The sequence below is a fragment of the Bowmanella denitrificans genome (assembly GCF_002887595.1).
Lineage (GTDB): Bacteria > Pseudomonadota > Gammaproteobacteria > Enterobacterales > Alteromonadaceae > Bowmanella > Bowmanella denitrificans.
Genome location: NZ_PEBU01000006.1, coordinates 136694 through 154786, shown reverse-complemented (window position 1 = coordinate 154786; position 18093 = coordinate 136694). Strand labels below are relative to the sequence as shown.

19 protein-coding genes are annotated in these 18093 nt (G+C 49.0%); 1 reads left to right on the top strand and 18 read right to left on the bottom strand.

What is annotated here, in order from left to right; translation table 11 throughout:
• Window positions 1-76 precede the first annotated feature (76 nt).
• A complete protein-coding gene (locus CSR04_RS12695; protein ID WP_102796676.1) occupies window positions 77-685 on the bottom strand; it encodes a DUF924 family protein in 609 nt (202 codons plus the stop codon).
• A 194-nt stretch (window positions 686-879) separates the two neighbouring features.
• Here CSR04_RS12695 and CSR04_RS12690 point away from each other — a divergent pair, with 194 nt between their 5' ends.
• On the top strand, window positions 880-1320 hold the full coding sequence (locus tag CSR04_RS12690) for an Hsp20 family protein (protein ID WP_102796675.1): 441 nt from the start codon (window positions 880-882) through the stop codon (window positions 1318-1320).
• 95 nt (window positions 1321-1415) lie between these two features.
• Here the strand turns inward: CSR04_RS12690 and CSR04_RS12685 are convergent, their stop codons facing one another.
• From CSR04_RS12685 to CSR04_RS12605, 17 genes are all read right to left on the bottom strand, one after another.
• Window positions 1416-2192, bottom strand: a complete 777-nt coding sequence (locus CSR04_RS12685; RefSeq protein WP_102796674.1) for an alpha/beta fold hydrolase — start codon at window positions 2190-2192, stop codon at window positions 1416-1418.
• Between the two features lie 82 nt (window positions 2193-2274).
• On the bottom strand, window positions 2275-2919 hold the full coding sequence (adk, locus tag CSR04_RS12680) for an adenylate kinase (protein ID WP_102796673.1): 645 nt from the start codon (window positions 2917-2919) through the stop codon (window positions 2275-2277).
• 179 nt (window positions 2920-3098) lie between these two features.
• Window positions 3099-5021: a molecular chaperone HtpG gene (gene htpG / locus CSR04_RS12675; RefSeq protein WP_102796672.1), complete on the bottom strand. Its 1923-nt coding sequence runs from the start codon at window positions 5019-5021 to the stop codon at window positions 3099-3101.
• Window positions 5022-5173: 152 nt separating this feature from the next.
• A complete protein-coding gene (recR, locus tag CSR04_RS12670; RefSeq protein WP_102796671.1) occupies window positions 5174-5773 on the bottom strand; it encodes a recombination mediator RecR in 600 nt (199 codons plus the stop codon).
• A gap of 68 nt (window positions 5774-5841) precedes the next feature.
• Window positions 5842-6168, bottom strand: coding sequence for a YbaB/EbfC family nucleoid-associated protein (locus CSR04_RS12665; protein ID WP_102796670.1), 327 nt, complete (start codon window positions 6166-6168; stop codon window positions 5842-5844).
• Between the two features lie 40 nt (window positions 6169-6208).
• Window positions 6209-8512: a DNA polymerase III subunit gamma/tau gene (dnaX, locus tag CSR04_RS12660; protein ID WP_102796669.1), complete on the bottom strand. Its 2304-nt coding sequence runs from the start codon at window positions 8510-8512 to the stop codon at window positions 6209-6211.
• Window positions 8513-9049 carry an adenine phosphoribosyltransferase gene (apt, locus tag CSR04_RS12655; protein ID WP_102796668.1) on the bottom strand — a complete coding sequence of 179 codons (537 nt, stop codon included), beginning with the start codon at window positions 9047-9049 and terminating at the stop codon, window positions 8513-8515. It lies immediately after the preceding gene.
• Between the two features lie 225 nt (window positions 9050-9274).
• Window positions 9275-10000, bottom strand: coding sequence for an HvfC family RiPP maturation protein (locus CSR04_RS12650; protein WP_245921592.1), 726 nt, complete (start codon window positions 9998-10000; stop codon window positions 9275-9277).
• On the bottom strand, window positions 10000-10839 hold the full coding sequence (locus CSR04_RS12645) for an HvfB family MNIO-type RiPP peptide maturase (RefSeq protein WP_102796666.1): 840 nt from the start codon (window positions 10837-10839) through the stop codon (window positions 10000-10002). The genes CSR04_RS12650 and CSR04_RS12645 overlap by 1 nt, the downstream gene beginning before the upstream one ends.
• 35 nt (window positions 10840-10874) lie before the next feature.
• Window positions 10875-11363, bottom strand: coding sequence for an HvfA family oxazolone/thioamide-modified RiPP metallophore (locus tag CSR04_RS12640; protein WP_102796665.1), 489 nt, complete (start codon window positions 11361-11363; stop codon window positions 10875-10877).
• 208 nt (window positions 11364-11571) lie between these two features.
• Complete coding sequence (locus tag CSR04_RS12635) at window positions 11572-12849, bottom strand: tetratricopeptide repeat protein (protein ID WP_245921589.1); 1278 nt, start codon at window positions 12847-12849, stop codon at window positions 11572-11574.
• Window positions 12849-13463, bottom strand: coding sequence for an energy transducer TonB (locus CSR04_RS12630; RefSeq protein ID WP_102796664.1), 615 nt, complete (start codon window positions 13461-13463; stop codon window positions 12849-12851). The genes CSR04_RS12635 and CSR04_RS12630 overlap by 1 nt, the downstream gene beginning before the upstream one ends.
• Window position 13464: 1 nt before the next feature.
• Complete coding sequence (locus CSR04_RS12625; RefSeq protein ID WP_102796663.1) at window positions 13465-13866, bottom strand: ExbD/TolR family protein; 402 nt, start codon at window positions 13864-13866, stop codon at window positions 13465-13467.
• Window positions 13867-13878: 12 nt separating this feature from the next.
• Window positions 13879-14403 carry a MotA/TolQ/ExbB proton channel family protein gene (locus tag CSR04_RS12620; RefSeq protein WP_102796662.1) on the bottom strand — a complete coding sequence of 175 codons (525 nt, stop codon included), beginning with the start codon at window positions 14401-14403 and terminating at the stop codon, window positions 13879-13881.
• Between the two features lies 1 nt (window position 14404).
• Window positions 14405-15757, bottom strand: a complete 1353-nt coding sequence (locus CSR04_RS12615) for a MotA/TolQ/ExbB proton channel family protein (RefSeq protein ID WP_102796661.1) — start codon at window positions 15755-15757, stop codon at window positions 14405-14407.
• 5 nt (window positions 15758-15762) lie between these two features.
• Window positions 15763-16527, bottom strand: coding sequence for a DUF3450 domain-containing protein (locus CSR04_RS12610; RefSeq protein ID WP_102796660.1), 765 nt, complete (start codon window positions 16525-16527; stop codon window positions 15763-15765).
• A gap of 293 nt (window positions 16528-16820) precedes the next feature.
• Entirely contained in the window at window positions 16821-18086 is a 1266-nt protein-coding gene (locus CSR04_RS12605; protein WP_172449347.1) for an aspartyl/asparaginyl beta-hydroxylase domain-containing protein, read from the bottom strand.
• Between the last annotated feature and the right edge of the window lie 7 nt (window positions 18087-18093).

Here is an 18093-nt window from a genome sequence, read left to right as displayed (position 1 = left end):
AGCGCGCCAATGTACCCTTAGTCAGGCTGAAGCTCAATCTTTGCGGTTGTAAATAATTGCGACAGCGCAGCCCCGCTTACTGACCAAAGCGCTTGCCGCCTGACGACAGATAGTGTTTTTCCTGTTCAGTACTGTTTCTGCCCAGAATCTCATTGCGATGAGGAAAACGGCCAAAACGGGCAATAATATCTCTGTGCTCCACGGCATATTTGAGCGCATTTTTGGCGATGCTATGCTGCTGTCCCCGTGGATATTGCTGAGCAAGGGCGGTAAATTTATCCACTACGTCCTGCTGACAATTCAGATCTTCGGCATGCTCCAGTGGATGGTAAAAAAACAGCCGCTCGACCAGACTCAAGGCGACATCATGTCCCAAAGCGATACCTTGCCGGCAAAGGCATAGCGCCTTGTCATCATAAGCAAAGGCCTGCGCCTGACCGCGATAAATATTGCGACTGAACTGGTCAAATAGCAGGATCATCGCCAGCCTTCCCCGCGGCATTTCCAGCCAGTGGTTAAGCTCATCCCGCGCCGCCATCTCCAGCGCCTGAGAAAAACGCTGACGGATCTGATTATCCACGGCTTCGCCTCCGGCATACCAGATGCTTTCCCGCCCCGGCTCGGCCAACTCATTCACTATTTGACCAAACCAGAATTCGTTCACTTGTTCCGCGCTTATCGCCATTCGCCCTCCCTTCCATAAAAATAAAATCTTTTAATATCTTGTAGTTACAGAGCTTTTCAAAATTTTTAAAGATAAAACATTGAAAGTAAACTGTACGACCCTACATAGAAGTTGTCGACGCCAAACGGGTTGACAATCACGCCGCCGATTAACGGGGCAACATTAAACCATATTGCTTTATTGAGGATATGACTATGCGTAATATCGATCTGTCTCCACTTTATCGTTCTTTCATCGGTTTTGATCACTTGGCATCTCTGATAGATGCTGCCAGCCGCAACGAAAAACAGCCATCTTATCCGCCTTACAATATCGAATTGCTGGGCGAAGACAAATACCGTATCACCATGGCCGTTGCAGGATTTGAGGAATCAGAACTGGAAATCCAGGTAGTAGAAAACACCTTGCATGTGACGGGTAATAAACCGGGCAAGGAAGAAGAGCGAAACTTCCTGCACAAGGGCATTTCCGAACGTAACTTTGAACGCAAGTTCCAGCTTGGCGACCACGTCAAGGTGCTGGGCGCTGACCTGAAAAACGGCTTGCTGCATATCGAGCTGGAAAGGGTTATCCCTGAAGCGAAAAAGCCCCGTAAGATTGAAATAGGTAACAGCCTGTTGGAAAACAAAGCCTAACTTTCATTCTCCCTGGATATGAGCGGCCCGCGTGGCCGCTTTTTTGTGCAGGGATGGACGTTTTGAAAGAATTATCCATCAGCGATGCGGCAAACCTATTGCAACTGACTGGCTAAAAATGCAAATAAATGTGTATTCACTTCCGCGCTATGACTGATAGGGGCCATATGTCCGCCGCTGACTTGCTGATAGGTCAGATGGGGCAATGCGCTGCACAAGCTTTGCGCCACGGCTTTGGCAGAATCACGGGTATCGCGTCCGCTTAACAGCAGCACGGGGCAGCAAATTTTCGCATAGTCATTTAATCCATACGGCTCACCCATCAGGCCAACAAAGTCCAACCGCACCTTTTCCACCTGCTTGATAAACCCTTGCTGGACCTGCTGTGGCATCGCACTAAAATAGCCACTGCCGTTCCAGTAATTGACAAAACGGGCGGCAGCCTGCTCGGCACTAAGTTGGCTCACTTCGTTACCCAGCGCCTGCACTTCTAAAAAGCCAGGATGCTGCTTATCCAGCAAATGAAAGGCGACTGGCTCAAACACTGCCAAAGACATGACCATCGGCTTCAGTTCGTAGGCCAGTTTAAGCGCAATGGCACCGCCAAAAGAATGTCCGACTAAGTGAAAGCGTGTTACACCAAGTTCATGCAAGTGCTGCCGGATGCGTTCGCTTTCAGTGGCAAGACTAAACGCCCCGGTTTGACTGACTTTTGGAGCCTGCCCATAGCCCAATAAATCAATATTCAGTATATAGAAGTCTTGTTCGAGCTGGCCTGCCAGCTCACGCCATTGCCTGGCACTGCTCATGGAGCTATGCAAGAGCACCACCGCAGGTCCTTGTGGGTTACCACTGATATAAACACCTTGCATAATCAACTACTCAACGGCTTAACGGGTTCTAAACAGACAGAAAAAAAGGAGCTTACGCTCCTTTTTTAAAATCTTAACGCGTTCAGGCTAATAGCTCTGCCAGTTCGCGACTTACGGCATCCACAGCTTTGGTGCCGTCAACTTTGTGATAAGCGCAGTTACCGGACTGAGCTTCATTACGATAGTAATCTACCAGAGGCTTAGTCTGCTCATGGTAAACCCCGAGGCGCTTACGTACAGTCTCTTCCTGATCGTCAGCCCGAATAACCAGGTCTTCACCGCTGACATCGTCCTTACCTTCTACCTTGGGCGGATTATAGGTCACGTGATAAACACGACCAGAAGCGGGGTGTACACGGCGTCCGCTCATACGCTCAACAATAATGTCGTCGGCCACGTCAAATTCGATAACATGGTCCACCACCACCCCGTTTTCCTTCATGGCATCTGCCTGAGGAATAGTACGGGGGAATCCGTCCAGCAAAAAGCCGTTCTGACAATCTGGCTGAGCAATACGCTCTTTGACCAGACCGATAATGATCTCATCGGACACCAGTTTGCCTTCGTCCATGACTTTCTTGGCGGCCAATCCCAGTTCAGTACCTGCACTGATGGCGGCTCTTAGCATATCGCCGGTGGAGATTTGCGGGATCCCGAATTTACCCATCAAAAACTGGGCTTGGGTGCCCTTCCCTGCTCCGGGAGCGCCAAGCAAAATAATGCGCATACCTGGTCCTCTATCTGGTCTGTGACAATTGGATGAATGAGCCACGAACTTTACACATTAAGCCCTGGCGATACAAGCCGAAAACCGCCGAAATTAGCCGTTGTCAGACCATAGTGTTAGCGGTTTTGAACAAACAACAACGGGCCTGCCGGCCCGTTGTTGTTGGATTAGCTGAAAACTTACTTAACCAGTTCCATTAACAGCTTGTTGAGGCGATTCACATAGGCGGCCGGATCCTTAAGGCTGCCCTGTTCAGTCAGTGCAGCCTGGTCAAACAAGACCTCGGTCAACTGCGCAAACTTCACTTCATCCTGCATGTCTGCCAGGGTTTTCACCAGACCATGTTCAGGGTTCAGTTCAAAATGATACGTCATTTCCGGCACGGTCTGACCAGCCGCCTGCATTAACTTCAGCATTTGTGTGCTCATACCGAATTCATCGGCCACCACACAAGCAGGCGAGTCGGTCAGACGGTGACTGAGTTTTACTTCTTTAACCCGCTCACCCAGTACGTTCTTAACCCGCTCGGTCAGGCCTTCAACCTGCTTCTCGGCTTCTTCCTGGGCTTTCTTGCTGTCTTCATCTTCCAGTTCACCCAGATCCAACTGGCCTTTGGTGATGGACTGGAAAGACTTGTCTTTGTATTCGCTCAGATGCGACATCAACCACTCATCGATACGATCAGACATCAACAGAACTTCAATACCCTTCTTACGGAAAATTTCCAAATGCGGGCTGGACTTGGCTGCCTGGTGGCTATCGGCGGTGATGTAGTAGATCTTATCCTGACCTTCCTTCATGCGCTCAAGATATTCATCCAGAGACACTGACTGGGCTCCATTGTCCTCATGGGTGGAGGTAAAGCGTAGCAAGCCAGCTATTTTTTCCTTATTGCTGTAATCTTCGGCCGGGCCTTCTTTCAGGACATTGCCGAATTCATTCCAGAAGCTCTGGTATTTTTCCTTATCGTTGGATGCCAGGCGCTCCAGCATCTGCAACACTTTCTTGGTACAGCCCTGGCGCATCGCCTGGGTAATCTTATTATCCTGCAGAATTTCCCTGGACACATTTAATGGCAGGTCGTTGGAATCCAGCACGCCTTTAACAAAACGCAGGTAGACCGGCATAAACTGCTCGGCATCGTCCATGATAAACACGCGCTGTACGTAAAGTTTCAAACCATGCTTCTGCTCACGGTTCCATAGATCAAATGGCGCTTTAGTGGGCACATACAGCAGGCTGGTATACTCGGTTTTACCTTCTACTTTGTTGTGCGACCACAGCAAAGGATCGCCAAAATCGTGGGAAATATGCTTATAGAACTCCTGATATTCCTCATCACTGACTTCGGATTTGTCGCGAGTCCATAAAGCTGTCGCCTTATTGATGGTTTCCCAATGCCCAGGTACGGCCGGGGTTTTCTCACCGTCTGCACCATCCTGTTCGGGCACTTCCTCTTTATACATCTGCACCGCGACACTAATATGGTCAGAGTATTTGCCAATAATGGAGCGCAGGCGCCAGTCATCCAGGAATTCTTTTTCGTCATCCTTCAGATGCAGAATCACATCGGTACCACGACCGGCCTTTTCAATATCAGCCACGGTAAAGTCACCTTCCCCGGCGCTTTCCCATTCAACACCGCGAGATGCATCCTGACCAGCAGCACGGGTGCGTACCGTGACTTTATCGGCAACAATAAAGGCGGAATAGAAACCAACCCCAAATTGGCCAATCAGTTGCGAATCTCTGGCCTGATCACCAGACAACTTACTGAAAAACTCAGCGGTGCCTGACTTGGCAATAGTGCCCAGATGCTCAATCACTTCATCACGGCTCATACCAATGCCGTTATCGGAAATGGTCAGGGTACCGGCTTCTTTATCCACAATCAGGCGAACCCGAAGTTCCCCGTCATTTTCATACAACTTGTCATCTGACAGGGCACGAAAGCGCAGTTTGTCAGCCGCATCAGCTGCGTTTGACACCAGCTCGCGCAGAAAGATCTCTTTATTGGAATAAAGGGAGTGGATCATCAACTGAAGCAGTTTTTTTACTTCAGTTTGAAAGCCATGGGTTTCTTTATGGGCTGCTTCTGCCATAAACGGACATCTCCTGGTTCTGTGATCGTTGCAGGCCCTTTAGAAGGGCCGTGGTTTCAATTAAGTCGAACTAGAAGATAGGGACGGATTGTCTGAATTCAACGACGAATGCCGAAAATTATTGCAAATCATGCGGACACAGAGTCTTACGGTTAGAGTTCCCGACGACCACTGAAAGCATGCATCAGGGTGGAGCCATCCAGATACTCCAGTTCGCCTCCCACAGGGACGCCGTGGGCAATGCGGCTGGCTTTAATCTCGCGGCTTCGACACATTTGCGCAATATAGTGGGCAGTTGCTTCCCCTTCCACCGTGGGGTTGGTGGCCAGTATGACCTCCTGAATCTGGTGCTTATCCAGTAATTCCCCCAGACTGTCCAAACCAATATCAGCAGGCCCAATCCCATCAATAGGCGAGAGATGCCCCATTAATACATAGTACAGCCCCTGAAACTCTGCGGTTTGCTCTATGGCCATCACATCCTGCGGGCTTTCAACAATACACAGGACACCTTTTTCCTGACGCTTAGGACTGGCGCAGATTTCACATAAGACAGACTCAGTAAAATTGCGGCATTGCTGACAATGCTGAACATGCTCCATAGCATTGTACAATGCGTCGGCCAACTCTTTGGCACCTTCACGATTGCGCTCCAGCAATTGAAACGCCATACGCTGTGCGGTTTTCTGGCCAACGCCGGGAAGGTACTTTAAGGTGCGGATCAGTTCACTGAGTAACGGGCTGAATTTCATAACAACACATGCCGATTATATAGGGGGAATAAAAGGGGCGGTGAACACCACCCCATGCATTAGGCCAATCAGAATGGCATTTTAAACCCTGGCGGCAATGGCATACCACCAGTCACACCGGCCATTTTCTCTTTGCTGGTTTCCTGTACACGGCGCACCGCATCGTTGATTGCCGCGGCAACCAGATCCTCAATCATGTCCTTGTCATCTTCCATCAGGCTTTCATCAATATCCACCCGACGTACGTTGTGATTACAGGTCATCGTAACTTTCACCATGCCTGCCCCGGCCTCGCCGGTCACTTCGATACGGGCCAGATCGTCCTGCGCCTTTTGCATGCGCTCCTGCATTTGCTGGGCCTGCTTCATTAAGTTGCCCATTCCACCTTTAAACATAGTCACCTCTTTCACTTATCAGGCAACGCAGGGCGTTGTCCTATCTTGGTTTGATACTTTGCGCCACGACCGACGCGGAAAATTCATTGCGTAGCATCACCACGCCGGGATCGGTTTCAATCACCTTTTGCGCATGAACCTGACGGGCCAGGCGTATTGCGTTGGCCAGGGCAAAAGGCGTATTCACTGGTGACCCCAATTCGATTTTTAGTTCTACAGGCCTTTTCAGAGCGGCACTTAAGTGTTGCTCAAGTTGCTGCTGCGCTGAATCAGAAAGCAAGTGTTCTTTACTGGCGTGTAATAGCAGCCTGACTTCATTATCCTGCACCTGACAGCTTGCGTGCAAAGCTAATTGCTTGATCAACCCATTGATCCCCATATGCTCGATAAGCCGACTCCATTTATCCAACTGACCGGCCTGCAATACTTTATCGCCATTTTCAAGAAAGGCCGGTACTTGCCGGTCTACCAGCAGGACCGCAGGATCTTCTTCCTGAATCGCGGCCAGAATATCTCCCTCTTCAGCACTGCTATCAACGGCCGGTTGGGGCTCGGCCGGACACTCAGCACCCATTCCTTGGTTTATCGCACTGTCTGACGAATCATCTTCGACTGACGGCGTTAAATCCGGATTCTGCTGGTAGGGCACGACCTCGTTTGGCGACCAGGCCTGGTCAGGTTCAAAATGGCCAGTATCTTCCATGTCCGCCTGCAGATAGGCTTCATCATCTAACCAGGGTGGGCAATCGTCATCGTCGGCTTGTGTACTCTTGCTGTGTTGTGGCACAACAGACTCATGGGTTGCGGTGACAACCTCAGTATCCTGGGGTTGTTGTATTTGTTCCGCTTCCATCGCAAGCGGCGGCATAAATGATGGGGGCTTTTCCTCTGTTTTCACAACCACAGTGTCACTCAGGGTGTCCTGACGTAACTTGCGCCTAAGTGCTAACAGACTCTCGGTGGAACTACGCATGGGTTGTTCCGTGACGGGGGCAGGCTCTGGCTCTGGCTCTGGCTCTGGCTCTGGCTCTGGCTCTGGCTCTGGCTCTGGCTCTGGCTCTGGCAAGACAGTATTAGAATTTGTCCCCTGCACATCAACTGGCTCAGGGCGTAATGCTTCAGCCTGTTGCCAGATCAGCGCCTGATTCTGTTCCAGTTGTATCAGTTCATCAGAGAGATCATCGGAGCTATCCGTTGTTAACTCATGTTGGGGAGTTTGCTCTGCTAGCTCACACAGTTGCGCCAGAGTTTTTTTTTCCGCCGCAGGCCTGAATGCCAACATTCTTAGCAAGGTCATCTCAAGACCACTGCGCCCGTCAGCAGCATAGGGAAGGTCTTTTCTACCCTGCAGTGCAATCTGATAAAGCAGTTGAACCTGTTCGGGGGAAACGACTTTTGCCAGTTGATAAATGGCCTTAGCGGTAACCGTCTCTAACTTGCAACTGTCAGGCACAAACTGTGTCAGTGCCATTTGATGCAGCAGACTACATAGTTCTGCCAGCAGCTGAGCATAATCCGGTGCCTGACAGGCAAGTTGTTCAACCTGCAGCATCACTTCATTAGCATCGCCCTGCAGCAGGGCGTGAAGTAATTTCAATACCTGATTCTTATCCAGCAAACCAAGCATCTCTACCACGGTCTTAACGTTAACCTGTCCATTACCCTGCGCAATCGCCTGATCCGTCAGACTTAAGGCATCCCGCATGCTGCCCTGCGCGGCTCTGGCCAACTGAGCCAGGGCCTCAGGCTGGGCAGCAATACTTTCCTGTTGCAGGATATGGGTTAACTGCTGGGCAATCTGGCTTCGGGACAAGGCCTTGAGGTTAAATTGCAGGCAGCGGGACAGTATCGTAACAGGTAGCTTCTGGGGATCAGTGGTCGCCAATAAAAACTTAACGTGAGGCGGCGGCTCTTCCAGGGTCTTAAGCAACGCATTAAAACTGTGCTTAGACAGCATATGCACTTCGTCTATCAGGTAGACCTTATAACGCCCCCGGGTGGGACGGTACTGAACGTTATCCAGCAGTTCACGGGTGTCTTCTACCTTGGTTCTGGACGCGGCATCAATTTCCAGTAAATCAACAAAATTACCCTGGTCAATTTCCACACAGGTGGGGCATTGACCGCAAGGTGTCGCACCCATTCCCTGTTCGCAATTGAGGCTCTTCGAGAAAATACGAGCAATGGTGGTTTTCCCTACACCACGGGTGCCAGTAAACAAATAGGCATGATGCAGCCGGTCGTTATCCAGGGCATTGGATATGGCTGCTACCACATGTTCCTGACCAACCAACTGAGCAAAGTTGGCTGGCCGCCACTTGCGAGCAAGAACCTGGTAGCTCACCTAATCCCCTTCAAATTCACACAGACAGTGGCATAGAATACCCTGCTCGGTTAACCGCTTGTGGCCACCTAAGTCAGGAAGATTTACCACAAAGGCGGCATGATCAACCAGCCCACCCAATTGCCTGACCAACTGCGCTGTTGCCAACATCGTACCGCCGGTTGCCAGCAAGTCATCCATTAGAAGAATTTTCTCACCCTGGCTAATGGCATCCTGATGTAACTCAAGCACATCCTCGCCGTATTCCAGTTGATAGCTTTGGCGAATTACCGCTCTGGGTAACTTATTCGACTTGCGAACCGGGATAAAACCACAACCCAATTCCTTGGCCAAAGGCGCTCCAAAGATAAAACCTCTGGCTTCAGTGCCGGCAATTTTATCAAAGCCATGATGCTGATAGTGAGACGCCAACATATCAATACAGGTGGAAAATGCCTTACCGTCCTGCATCAGGGAAGTAACATCCCGAAACTGAACACCTGGTTTAGGATAATCAGGCACGGTTTTGATGGCAGATTTAATAATTGCTTCTGTCACGCTATTTGAGCTCTTTAAAGATAATAAACAAACCAGCCCAAAACCACATGTAACAGTGGCAATGCAACAGCGGTGACTACAGCTGCCAACAGATACTTAACGTTAAAGGGATCTTTGAAATTTTCATCGTGGTGCATAGTGCTATCTCTTCTAGCCGGAAGCCGCAAATCTTAATCCAAAGTGACCCGGATTAACAGCGCCCTATATCGATGAAACCGCTGAGACTCAGCTTCGAACTACAATACCTTGCGCGATAAAGGCTTGCAAAGCTTGCAGACAACCGCTTTCCACCTGACCTTCTTCAAGCTGCGGCATAGCTTGCTGCAAGATTCTAATCAATTCATCTGCACGCATAGACTGTGTCTCTAAGGTACTCAATAAAAAGGCATTTACCTGATCAATCTGAATAAAATTCACCTGGTCCTGACTATTCCTAAACACCACAAGATAATGTGGCCCAGATTGCCGTGTTGGTTGGAAGTCACGACTTATCTGGTGCACGGGATATTGGTAACTCAATACCCAGGCGAGGGCGGAAAGATGCAGATTATCATCGGCCTGGTCATCGCCAATTTCGCCAGAACACTTGGCGATACTAAGGGCCAGCTCAACCCACTCATAATGCGCCAGTTCTGCCAGAAAGCACGGATCCTGCTCTTTGGGTTGATATTCGTTGGCCAGATACTCCACAAACTCCTTACTGATATCGACAAAATAGGGAGAACGGCAGGCATGCTGTTTAAAAAAGCTACGGCACAACATCAACCAGTCGTTTTCGGCATAAAGACTGTATAGCACCGGGAAACCATTGGTCAGAAAGCCTTTCACATTATTGAAAAACAGGTCGCGGTATATCGCCATACGGCGATCTTCGAGCCCCTCCGGTGCAAGGCAGTTGTCAGGATCGCGAAGATGGCTGGCAAACTGCATTTGTAATTTCTGATGTTGCATCAGGCGATACGTTCCTGCAGTTGCAGGGATTGTTGTTGCAGCCCCCTGATACGTTCCACCTCAAGCAATAATTCCGCAAGTGGAGGAATGTTGAAATCCCGTTCCAACAAAGTCGGGAAAACACCATGAACCTGATAGGCCAGCTCAAGCAACTTCCACACCGGCTCAATCACGTCCGCGCCATGAGTATCGACAATCAGGTCTTCGGCTTCGTTGTAATGTCCGGCGATATGCCCATAGGCAATACGCTTAGTTGGCAGTGCCTTAACAAAGTGTTCGGCCTGGTAACCATGATTGACCGAGTTAACATAGATGTTGTTAACATCCAGTAGCAGTTGACAGTCACTTTGCTCGAGTACGTTGAGAATAAAATCTAATTCGCTCATTTGCGCACCGGGCGCAGCATAATAAGAGACATTTTCCAGCACCAATGGTCGCTGAATAATATCCTGTACCCGCTTGATCCGTTCCACCACATACCGCACAGCTTCGGGGGTAAAAGGAATTGGCATTAAATCATACATGTGGCCCGCAGCGGAGCAGTAGCTTAGATGTTCGCTGTACAGTTGAATATTATGCTGGTCCAGAAACGCTCTGACATTTTTGACAAAGGTGGTATCCAAGGGATCGGGACTACCAATAGACAGCGAAAGCCCATGCGTCTTAAATGGGTAACGCTTAGTCAGTGCAGTTAACTGCTTCTCGTAACGCCCCCCCAAAGTCATCCAGTTTTCCGGTGCTACTTCCCAAAAGTCCACCGGCACAGATGGACAAGCCAGTACCTCATCGAGCATTTCACGGCGTAAACCCAAGCCCACACCTGGGGTATTCAACAACATGGTTTTCCTTGTATTTTCAGTGGTGGCAGAGAGACTTATTGCAGCCCCCCGCATTTACCTTCACCACATTTACCTTCTTTCTTGGCCTTTTTATCACCGCCGCATTTCCCTTCACCACACTTACCTTCCTTCATGGCCTTTTTACCTTCACCGCACTTGCCTTCGCCACATTTGCCTTCCTTCATGGCTTTTTTACCTTCACCGCACTTGCCTTCACCACATTTGCCTTCCTTCATGGCTTTTTTGTCTTCACCGCACTTACCCTCGCCACATTTGCCTTCCTTCATGGCCTTTTTGGCTTCACCACACTTGCCTTCGCCACATTTACCTTCTTTTTTTGCTTTTTTGTCTTCGCCACATTTACCTTCGCCACACTTTCCTTCGCTGGCAAATTGCATATAGCCACTGTCCAGTGTCTGCATAGCAAAGGCACCATTCTCGGAGGCCATGCTGACAGTTGAAAGTGAGCCAATAACTACAGCACCCAAGGCGGTGGCGATTCCGGTTTTGTTAATCTGTTTCATATTCAGTTCCTATGCAAACAATGCTTGTACGTTGTGAAATAGGCCAAACGGCACTACTGAATGTAGACCAAGGCATGGAAAAATATATTTCACAACTTATTAAAGAACGCCAATTTAGACTGGCATGTGGATAAATGCGACAAATAACTTGGTGGGCCAGAAAAAGAAAAGCCCCTGTAAAGGGGCTTCTGTTAAAAGATCGAGCTAACTAGATCTTAATTCCGCGATTGCGAGCCTTTTCCTTGATATAGGGCTCCCAACTTTTGGCGCTGCGCGCTGTTGCACTGTCGTTCATCGCCAGTTTGACATGCTTATAAGCTTCTTTGAAATTACCCTGGTAGAAATTGGCTTCCATAATTGCCATATGCAATCTGCCAGCTTCTTTGGCGTCTTTATTCGCCTCCAAGGCTTTTTCCAGTGTCGCTACAGCATCCTTGTACTGCTCAGCGGAAAGCAACAATGTCCCTTGCCTACGCAAATAGTCTGGGTCGTTGCTCAGTGCTGCTGCTTGACCGTAGTAGTTTGCAGCCTTCTTGATTTCCTTAGCCGAATGCCAAGCGTTAGCAAGGCTGGCGAGATTCTTCTCGTCACGCTTCAGCAAACCCTCTTTCATGTGTTTTTCCATGATAGAGGCAGCTTTGTAAGGAATATCATTGGACGCATATAACTGCGACAAAACGCGTATTTCAGACTCTTTTTTCAAAAAGCCATTGTTATACGCTACTTCAAGCATAGCCAACGCTTTCTTGTAGTCTTCTACCTGAGCGTAAAACATACCCAATTGCGACCACCATTGAGGATCGTCGGGGAAAACCCTGACCAATTCCTCGGCTACAGCAATAGTCTGAGGCCACATTTTACGCTCAAAATAAGCCTGTAACTTCATCACGTAAGGATTCTTATTAGGCTTATCATACAAAGCAATTGCTTTGTCTGCTGGCGCGATAATGTTATCCCACTGTTTTAGCTCGTAATACGCATTTGCAATACGAAGATAAACTTCGGGATCTTCCTTACAAGTGAACTCCATCCACTTCTTGTAGCCGTCAATAGCGTTTTGGAATTGCTGGTCCTGCAAGCTCAAGTCCGCGACCAACCTCAAAATAGAGGCGTGGTCAGCATCGGTAAGTTGCTTATCCTTGACCGAGTTCCGCAAATATTGCAGCGCCTTTTTAGCCTGTCCTTCCTGAACCGCCAGCAACTGACCAATAAATTTATCTGTAAAAGCACGATCAAAGGCATCGGAGGTATCGATTTCATACAAAATGTCCAGCGCTTCTTTTATCTGGTCATTATTGTATGCCTCGAATGCCTTCTGAATCTTCTTACCCACCCGCTCGCTGGGGATATTGGATGGCCCTTGTTTATAACCAGGACACATCACGGGTGGTGTTGACTGCTGTGCCAGCACCATCCCCGAGTAAGAACACAACACCAAAGAGGAGAGCACTATCAGCTTACTGATTGGATTTTTCGTCATTTTCATTACGATTGCTCCAACTTAAAGTCCAACTGTACTTTTTGGTTAAACTGCTTCACAGGCTTACCATCAACCACTTTTGGTTTGTATTTCCAGCGGCTTAAGGCACGGCGAGCTTCGCGGTCAAAGATACGCTTAGGTTCCGCATCGAGTACCTCGATATCTTCAACGCCACCCACCTCATTAATGGTGAAAGACAATCTAACCCAACCTTCTTTCCCGTCACGGGCAGCTTCAATGGGATACTTAGGTTCAATCCGCACGATAGGCGTCGCTTCACCATCCCGCATTAAGGCACCCGGACCACCGATACTCACGTCAGCGCCACCTACATCTACACCAGGCAGATTAAATGACATGCTGTCAGTGTCAGGATCTGCAGCTTCAGGCTCCTGAGGCTGCATTTTAGGCGGCTGCTGCGGCGGCGGCGGTGGCGGCGGCGGCACCCTGGAACGAGTTTGTGTACTATCTTCAGGCTCGCTCATAACGACGTCGATAACCGGAATCTCCGGTACTTCGTCAGCAGGCCGTGAAGAGTTGGCAATCAATTTTGCCATTATCACAAACAAGGCAAAGGTAATGGCCGCACCTACTAGTATTGATACTATTAGACGAAGCATATTAATTATCCTTTGCTGCTACCGATATCCTATCAATGCCAGCAGCCTTGATCTGATCCATTACTTCAACCACCACACCATGTTTGGCTTCAACGTCAGCCTGCACGATAACCACATCAGTAGGCTGCTCTGCCAGCAAACGTTCGATATTGGCGGCCACACGCTCCACATCAACCATTCGCTTGTCCATCCATACTTCACCATTTTCATTGATGGCAATAAAAATGTTGGCAGACTTCTGCTTGGTTGCCTGTTCGGCCTTAGGTTTGTTTACTTCGATACCCGCCTCTTTCACAAAGGAGGTAGTCACGATAAAGAAGATCAACATGATGAACACGATGTCCAACATGGGGGTCATGTCGATCGTTGCTTCTTCTTCTTCTGCACGATGTTTACGAGCCATATAATTCTCTCTTTAATGATGAGGCAAGCTGTCGACTAATTTCTCTTTGGAGATCTTAACCTTAGCTTCCAGACGCGTGCTGAAGAACACACCTGAAAGCGCCGCAACCATTCCCGCCATGGTGGGAATCGTGGCCATGGATATACCACCGGCCATTAAGCGAGGGTTACCAGTCCCCTGTACCGCCATGATTTCAAATACCGTAATCATACCGGTAACAGTGCCCAACAATCCGATAAGTGGGCACATGGCAACCAAGGTTTTAATCAACAACATTCTCTCACTGAGTTTGTCAGATGCTTGCGAAATCCATGCATCACGAATCTTATGCGCATACCAGGATGTGGTGTCTTTCCTAGCGTCCCAGTCGGTGATGATTTGTTTCATCACCTTAGGGAAAACGCTGGTGACGTACCAGTAGCGCTCAATCATCAATATCCACATGAGGAAGAGCGCGGCAGCGACTACATAAAGTACGTCACCGCCGGTAGCGATAAAATCCCTGACAGATTCCAATAATTCTATCAGGTATAGCATATTAAGCTTTCTCCACCTCGGCATGAGCCGCTACGATACCCGCAGCCTGCTCATCCAGGATATGTACAATGGATTTGCTGCGACCAGACACAATGCTGTGCAGAAGAATCAAAGGCAATGCGGCAATAATACCTTGCGCGGTTGTCACCAACGCCATAGAGATACTACCAGCCATGATGCGCGGGTCACCGGTACCGAACAGCGTGATTTGCTGGAAGGTAGCGATCATACCCAGTACGGTACCCAACAGACCCAGCAGCGGGGCAACCGCAGCAAAAATCTTGATGATATTGATACCAGACTCAATGCTTGGCAGTTCACGCAAAATGGCTTCATCCAGTTTCAATTCCAGGTTCTCAGCATCGGCACCTTTGTTCTCCTGATACACTTTCAGGATACGACCCAGAGGGTTAGAGCTGGAAGGATTGCTGGTGTTATTCAACTGTGAACGCATTTTAGCGCTGATAGCAGTCAGAGTAACAAACTTGTAAATGGCAATCAGGAAGCCCAGAGCCAGCATAGCGGTAATGACATAACCTACAACACCACCGGCATGATAACGCTCAGACAAAGTTGCCTTAGCAGTCAGCAGGCCCAGAATGGTACCGCGGGTTGGATCCACATAGAAAGGATTGAAACCAGAAGTGGCATCCATAAAGCTGGACGCGTCATCAACCATATAGCTGTCTGGCTGACGTCCCAATGGCTGAACCTGTGCTTTTTCAGCGTTAAACGTCAGGTAACCGTCTTTGCTTACCAGGTTGAAGGTACCAACACGCACCACTTCCTGACGGCTTGAACCACCATCCAGGCTGATAACGTTGGTTTCGAAACGCGCTACTTTACCAGACTCAGTCATTTCAGTTTGCAGCGCAAACCACAACTCTTCCAGTTCCTGAATATTTGGCAAGCCTTTACTTTCAGATGCCATACCTTCCAGGAAGGCGGAACGGCCTGGATACTGGGCGCTGACAATAGAGCTGGAGATTACGCCATACGCTTCACCGGATGCCTGACGAACCACACCAAACATTTCACCCAAAGTGCCGGTAGCATTTTTCAGCTCCTGCTCTTTTTCGGCCAGACGAACTTCGTTGTTAGCGTATTGTTTAGCCAGACGATCACCGCGGTCTTGCTCAGCTTTCAGGTCAGCCTGGGCTTTTTTCAACAACGCCTGCTTATCGGCACGAGCTGAATTGAACTCGGCTTCACGCTGGGCATTAATACGTGCTTCAGAAACGCGATTTTTCTTAACTTGTTCCAGCAACTGATCTAAGCTGGTTGCAGCTTGTGCAGGTGCAACGCTTACAGCCATCGCAGCGGCAAGCAGGGCAGATTTGAATAGGTTTTTCATTCTGATTACTCCGCAGCTTTAATTGGCAGTTTGATAAGGTCAAATGGCTCCAGCTTACGGCCCATTTTGATGACTTTAACTACGGAACTCAGGTATTCGTCACCCAGCTGCTCCCAATTACGGCTGCTGTTATTCCAAACCCAGGCTTGCTTCTGGTCCAGAGACAGTGCCAACAGGGCAGTACGGCCCAGGTTGAAGAAGTCGGCAGCAATGTTCTGACCTTCAAATTGCAACTGTTCCTGATAAACACGGATAGAGTTACCGTACTCGTTCTCAAGCAGGTACGCTTCCAGTACCTGACGGAACTGTTCAGAAACCGTCACGTTGGCATTGGCCATCAGGTCACGCAGGTGAGCAACACGGTTTTTACGCTCTTCGTAATTGATAGGCAGGTCCAGCTCAATAAACTGCTCCAGCGCATCAATCATGCGGTACATCAAAGGAACTACGCCGCGCTTAATACCTTCGATACCGTCGATTTGACGCTGAAGGGATGCGATACCTTCTTCCTGAGAAGCAACCAGACGAGCCAGGTGATCATTGTAAACCTTCAGGTTTTCGGTCTCGTCAATAACACCGCGGTATTCAAACAGCAGTTCCTGGGTTTGCTCGTAAATCTTGTCGATTTTCTTTTGGGATTGCGCTGCAGCCGCGTGGATCTTTGCTTCTTCGTTTTGCAAATCTTTAAGAGGGTCTGCAGAGACAACTTGGCTGCTACCTAGTGCGAATGCACCGATAACGGCAGAAGCAATTAGATTTCTCTTGCTCATTTTGGACATAGTTCCCAACCAATTTTCTTATCTTGAATCCCCGAAGCCAGCCTGGTCTAGCCGACTGCGAGGGGCTTAAAAACGGTTCTTATTTTGGATTGCGGCCAATGCGACCGGCAGGCCGCAAAGACTCGAACGCCGAATGTTCACATGGAACGCCCGAATATGTCAAGGTCAGGCACGGTGAACAACCAAGCTTCCACCACGGATACTATCCTGATGCGGCCTGATTGATAACAGAGTAGAACAGCCTGCTCAACTACCAGCAGCATATAACTGTTTGATCATTCTGGTCAATCGCTATCAACTGCGGCAGTTTCCTGATTGAACACCCCTATTTTCTCAATCAGGGTCGTCAGTGCCAGACATTCTTCTTCGGTTAAATGTGGATTCCAGATATCCGCCAACAAAACAGCCCGGTACTCATTACTTCGATTCCAAGCTTCATGTAAGTATGTATCATCAAATGCAAAGGTTCGCCCTTCTTGCCAGGTAATTTCCTGCACATCCAATAAATTCAGCCGACAATGTTGCGGAATTACCAAGCCGAGATGAAGCACAACCCGGCTGTTGGTTACCCCCCGGTGAGGCAGGATATGTGTCCCTGGCTGCATAATAGAAAAGCACACCTCCGGAGCATGCTCTTGTATGTTAACTAAAGGCAATCCAGACAAGGCCTTTGATGTGTGGGGGCATTGCTGGTGTGCCACGTCGAAGTCCTGCCCATGGCGGTGGAAGAAGTATGCATTCCATTCGCCTCCTTTGGTTAACCCTTCACCCGCCTTGCCTTCCTGAAATGGCTTGAACGTATTGCCAGAATTCAGCAAGTTAAGTAATTCTTCTTTTATGAGCTGCGCCTGACTTTCATATTCTTCAGCAAACACAAGTTCTTGCCGTTCAAACACCGGGCAAATGGGTAGATCAGGTACATAGAGAAAAGACGGCACCTGTCTGCTATCCGCCAGGACTTTGGGAATCTCGCCGCTGTACATTTTTACTGCTTTTTCTACTCTGCTCATGTCCTGTCGGCCAAACTGATGCCAAACAGGTTCAAGCCAGGTATGAAAAAGTTCCTGCCGGTATTGCTGAACGGCGACCAAAGCGTGGCTGACAAACGGACGACACCAAGGTGGAGTTGAAGCCTCATTATGCCAATACCCTTTGCCATTCGCCGTATTGATGGCAACCAGATAATCGCGCATGGCTTGTGCAACATCACCGCGCACTTCCTTAAGCCGCCCCAGAATAAGTCGGCTCGAATAGGCGAAAGGTAAACCTTTAACAATATCTGATAACGCTGTCCCAGTTGGATCAGCATCGGTCAGTTTCTGCAGCGCTTGTCCTAACAATAAATGCAGCTGAACTTTAGCGTTTGCCCCACTTATCATGACTTCTAGCAAGTAAACCACATCAGCATAGTTACCGGACTTCATGCCGAATTGGAGCAAAAAATCTTGTGCTTCCTGACGCCATTCCGGCACGTCAAGCAATTGCCGATAATAAACGGCAGCGTTCTGATCACGCCCTGCCTGCCGTTCTTGCCTGGCTTGGGTTAACAAAAGTGAT

Coding starts and splice junctions, on each gene's coding strand:
- CSR04_RS12695 (WP_102796676.1), bottom strand. CDS start 685: ATGGCGATAAGCGCGGAACAAGTGAACGAATTCTGGTTTGGTCAAATA.
- CSR04_RS12690 (WP_102796675.1), top strand. CDS start 880: ATGCGTAATATCGATCTGTCTCCACTTTATCGTTCTTTCATCGGTTTT.
- CSR04_RS12685 (WP_102796674.1), bottom strand. CDS start 2,192: ATGCAAGGTGTTTATATCAGTGGTAACCCACAAGGACCTGCGGTGGTG.
- adk (WP_102796673.1), bottom strand. CDS start 2,919: ATGCGCATTATTTTGCTTGGCGCTCCCGGAGCAGGGAAGGGCACCCAA.
- htpG (WP_102796672.1), bottom strand. CDS start 5,021: ATGGCAGAAGCAGCCCATAAAGAAACCCATGGCTTTCAAACTGAAGTA.
- recR (WP_102796671.1), bottom strand. CDS start 5,773: ATGAAATTCAGCCCGTTACTCAGTGAACTGATCCGCACCTTAAAGTAC.
- CSR04_RS12665 (WP_102796670.1), bottom strand. CDS start 6,168: ATGTTTAAAGGTGGAATGGGCAACTTAATGAAGCAGGCCCAGCAAATG.
- CSR04_RS12650 (WP_245921592.1), bottom strand. CDS start 10,000: ATGCAACATCAGAAATTACAAATGCAGTTTGCCAGCCATCTTCGCGAT.
- CSR04_RS12645 (WP_102796666.1), bottom strand. CDS start 10,839: ATGTTGTTGAATACCCCAGGTGTGGGCTTGGGTTTACGCCGTGAAATG.
- CSR04_RS12640 (WP_102796665.1), bottom strand. CDS start 11,363: ATGAAACAGATTAACAAAACCGGAATCGCCACCGCCTTGGGTGCTGTA.
- CSR04_RS12635 (WP_245921589.1), bottom strand. CDS start 12,849: ATGAAAATGACGAAAAATCCAATCAGTAAGCTGATAGTGCTCTCCTCT.
- CSR04_RS12630 (WP_102796664.1), bottom strand. CDS start 13,463: ATGCTTCGTCTAATAGTATCAATACTAGTAGGTGCGGCCATTACCTTT.
- CSR04_RS12625 (WP_102796663.1), bottom strand. CDS start 13,866: ATGGCTCGTAAACATCGTGCAGAAGAAGAAGAAGCAACGATCGACATG.
- CSR04_RS12620 (WP_102796662.1), bottom strand. CDS start 14,403: ATGCTATACCTGATAGAATTATTGGAATCTGTCAGGGATTTTATCGCT.
- CSR04_RS12615 (WP_102796661.1), bottom strand. CDS start 15,757: ATGAAAAACCTATTCAAATCTGCCCTGCTTGCCGCTGCGATGGCTGTA.
- CSR04_RS12610 (WP_102796660.1), bottom strand. CDS start 16,527: ATGAGCAAGAGAAATCTAATTGCTTCTGCCGTTATCGGTGCATTCGCA.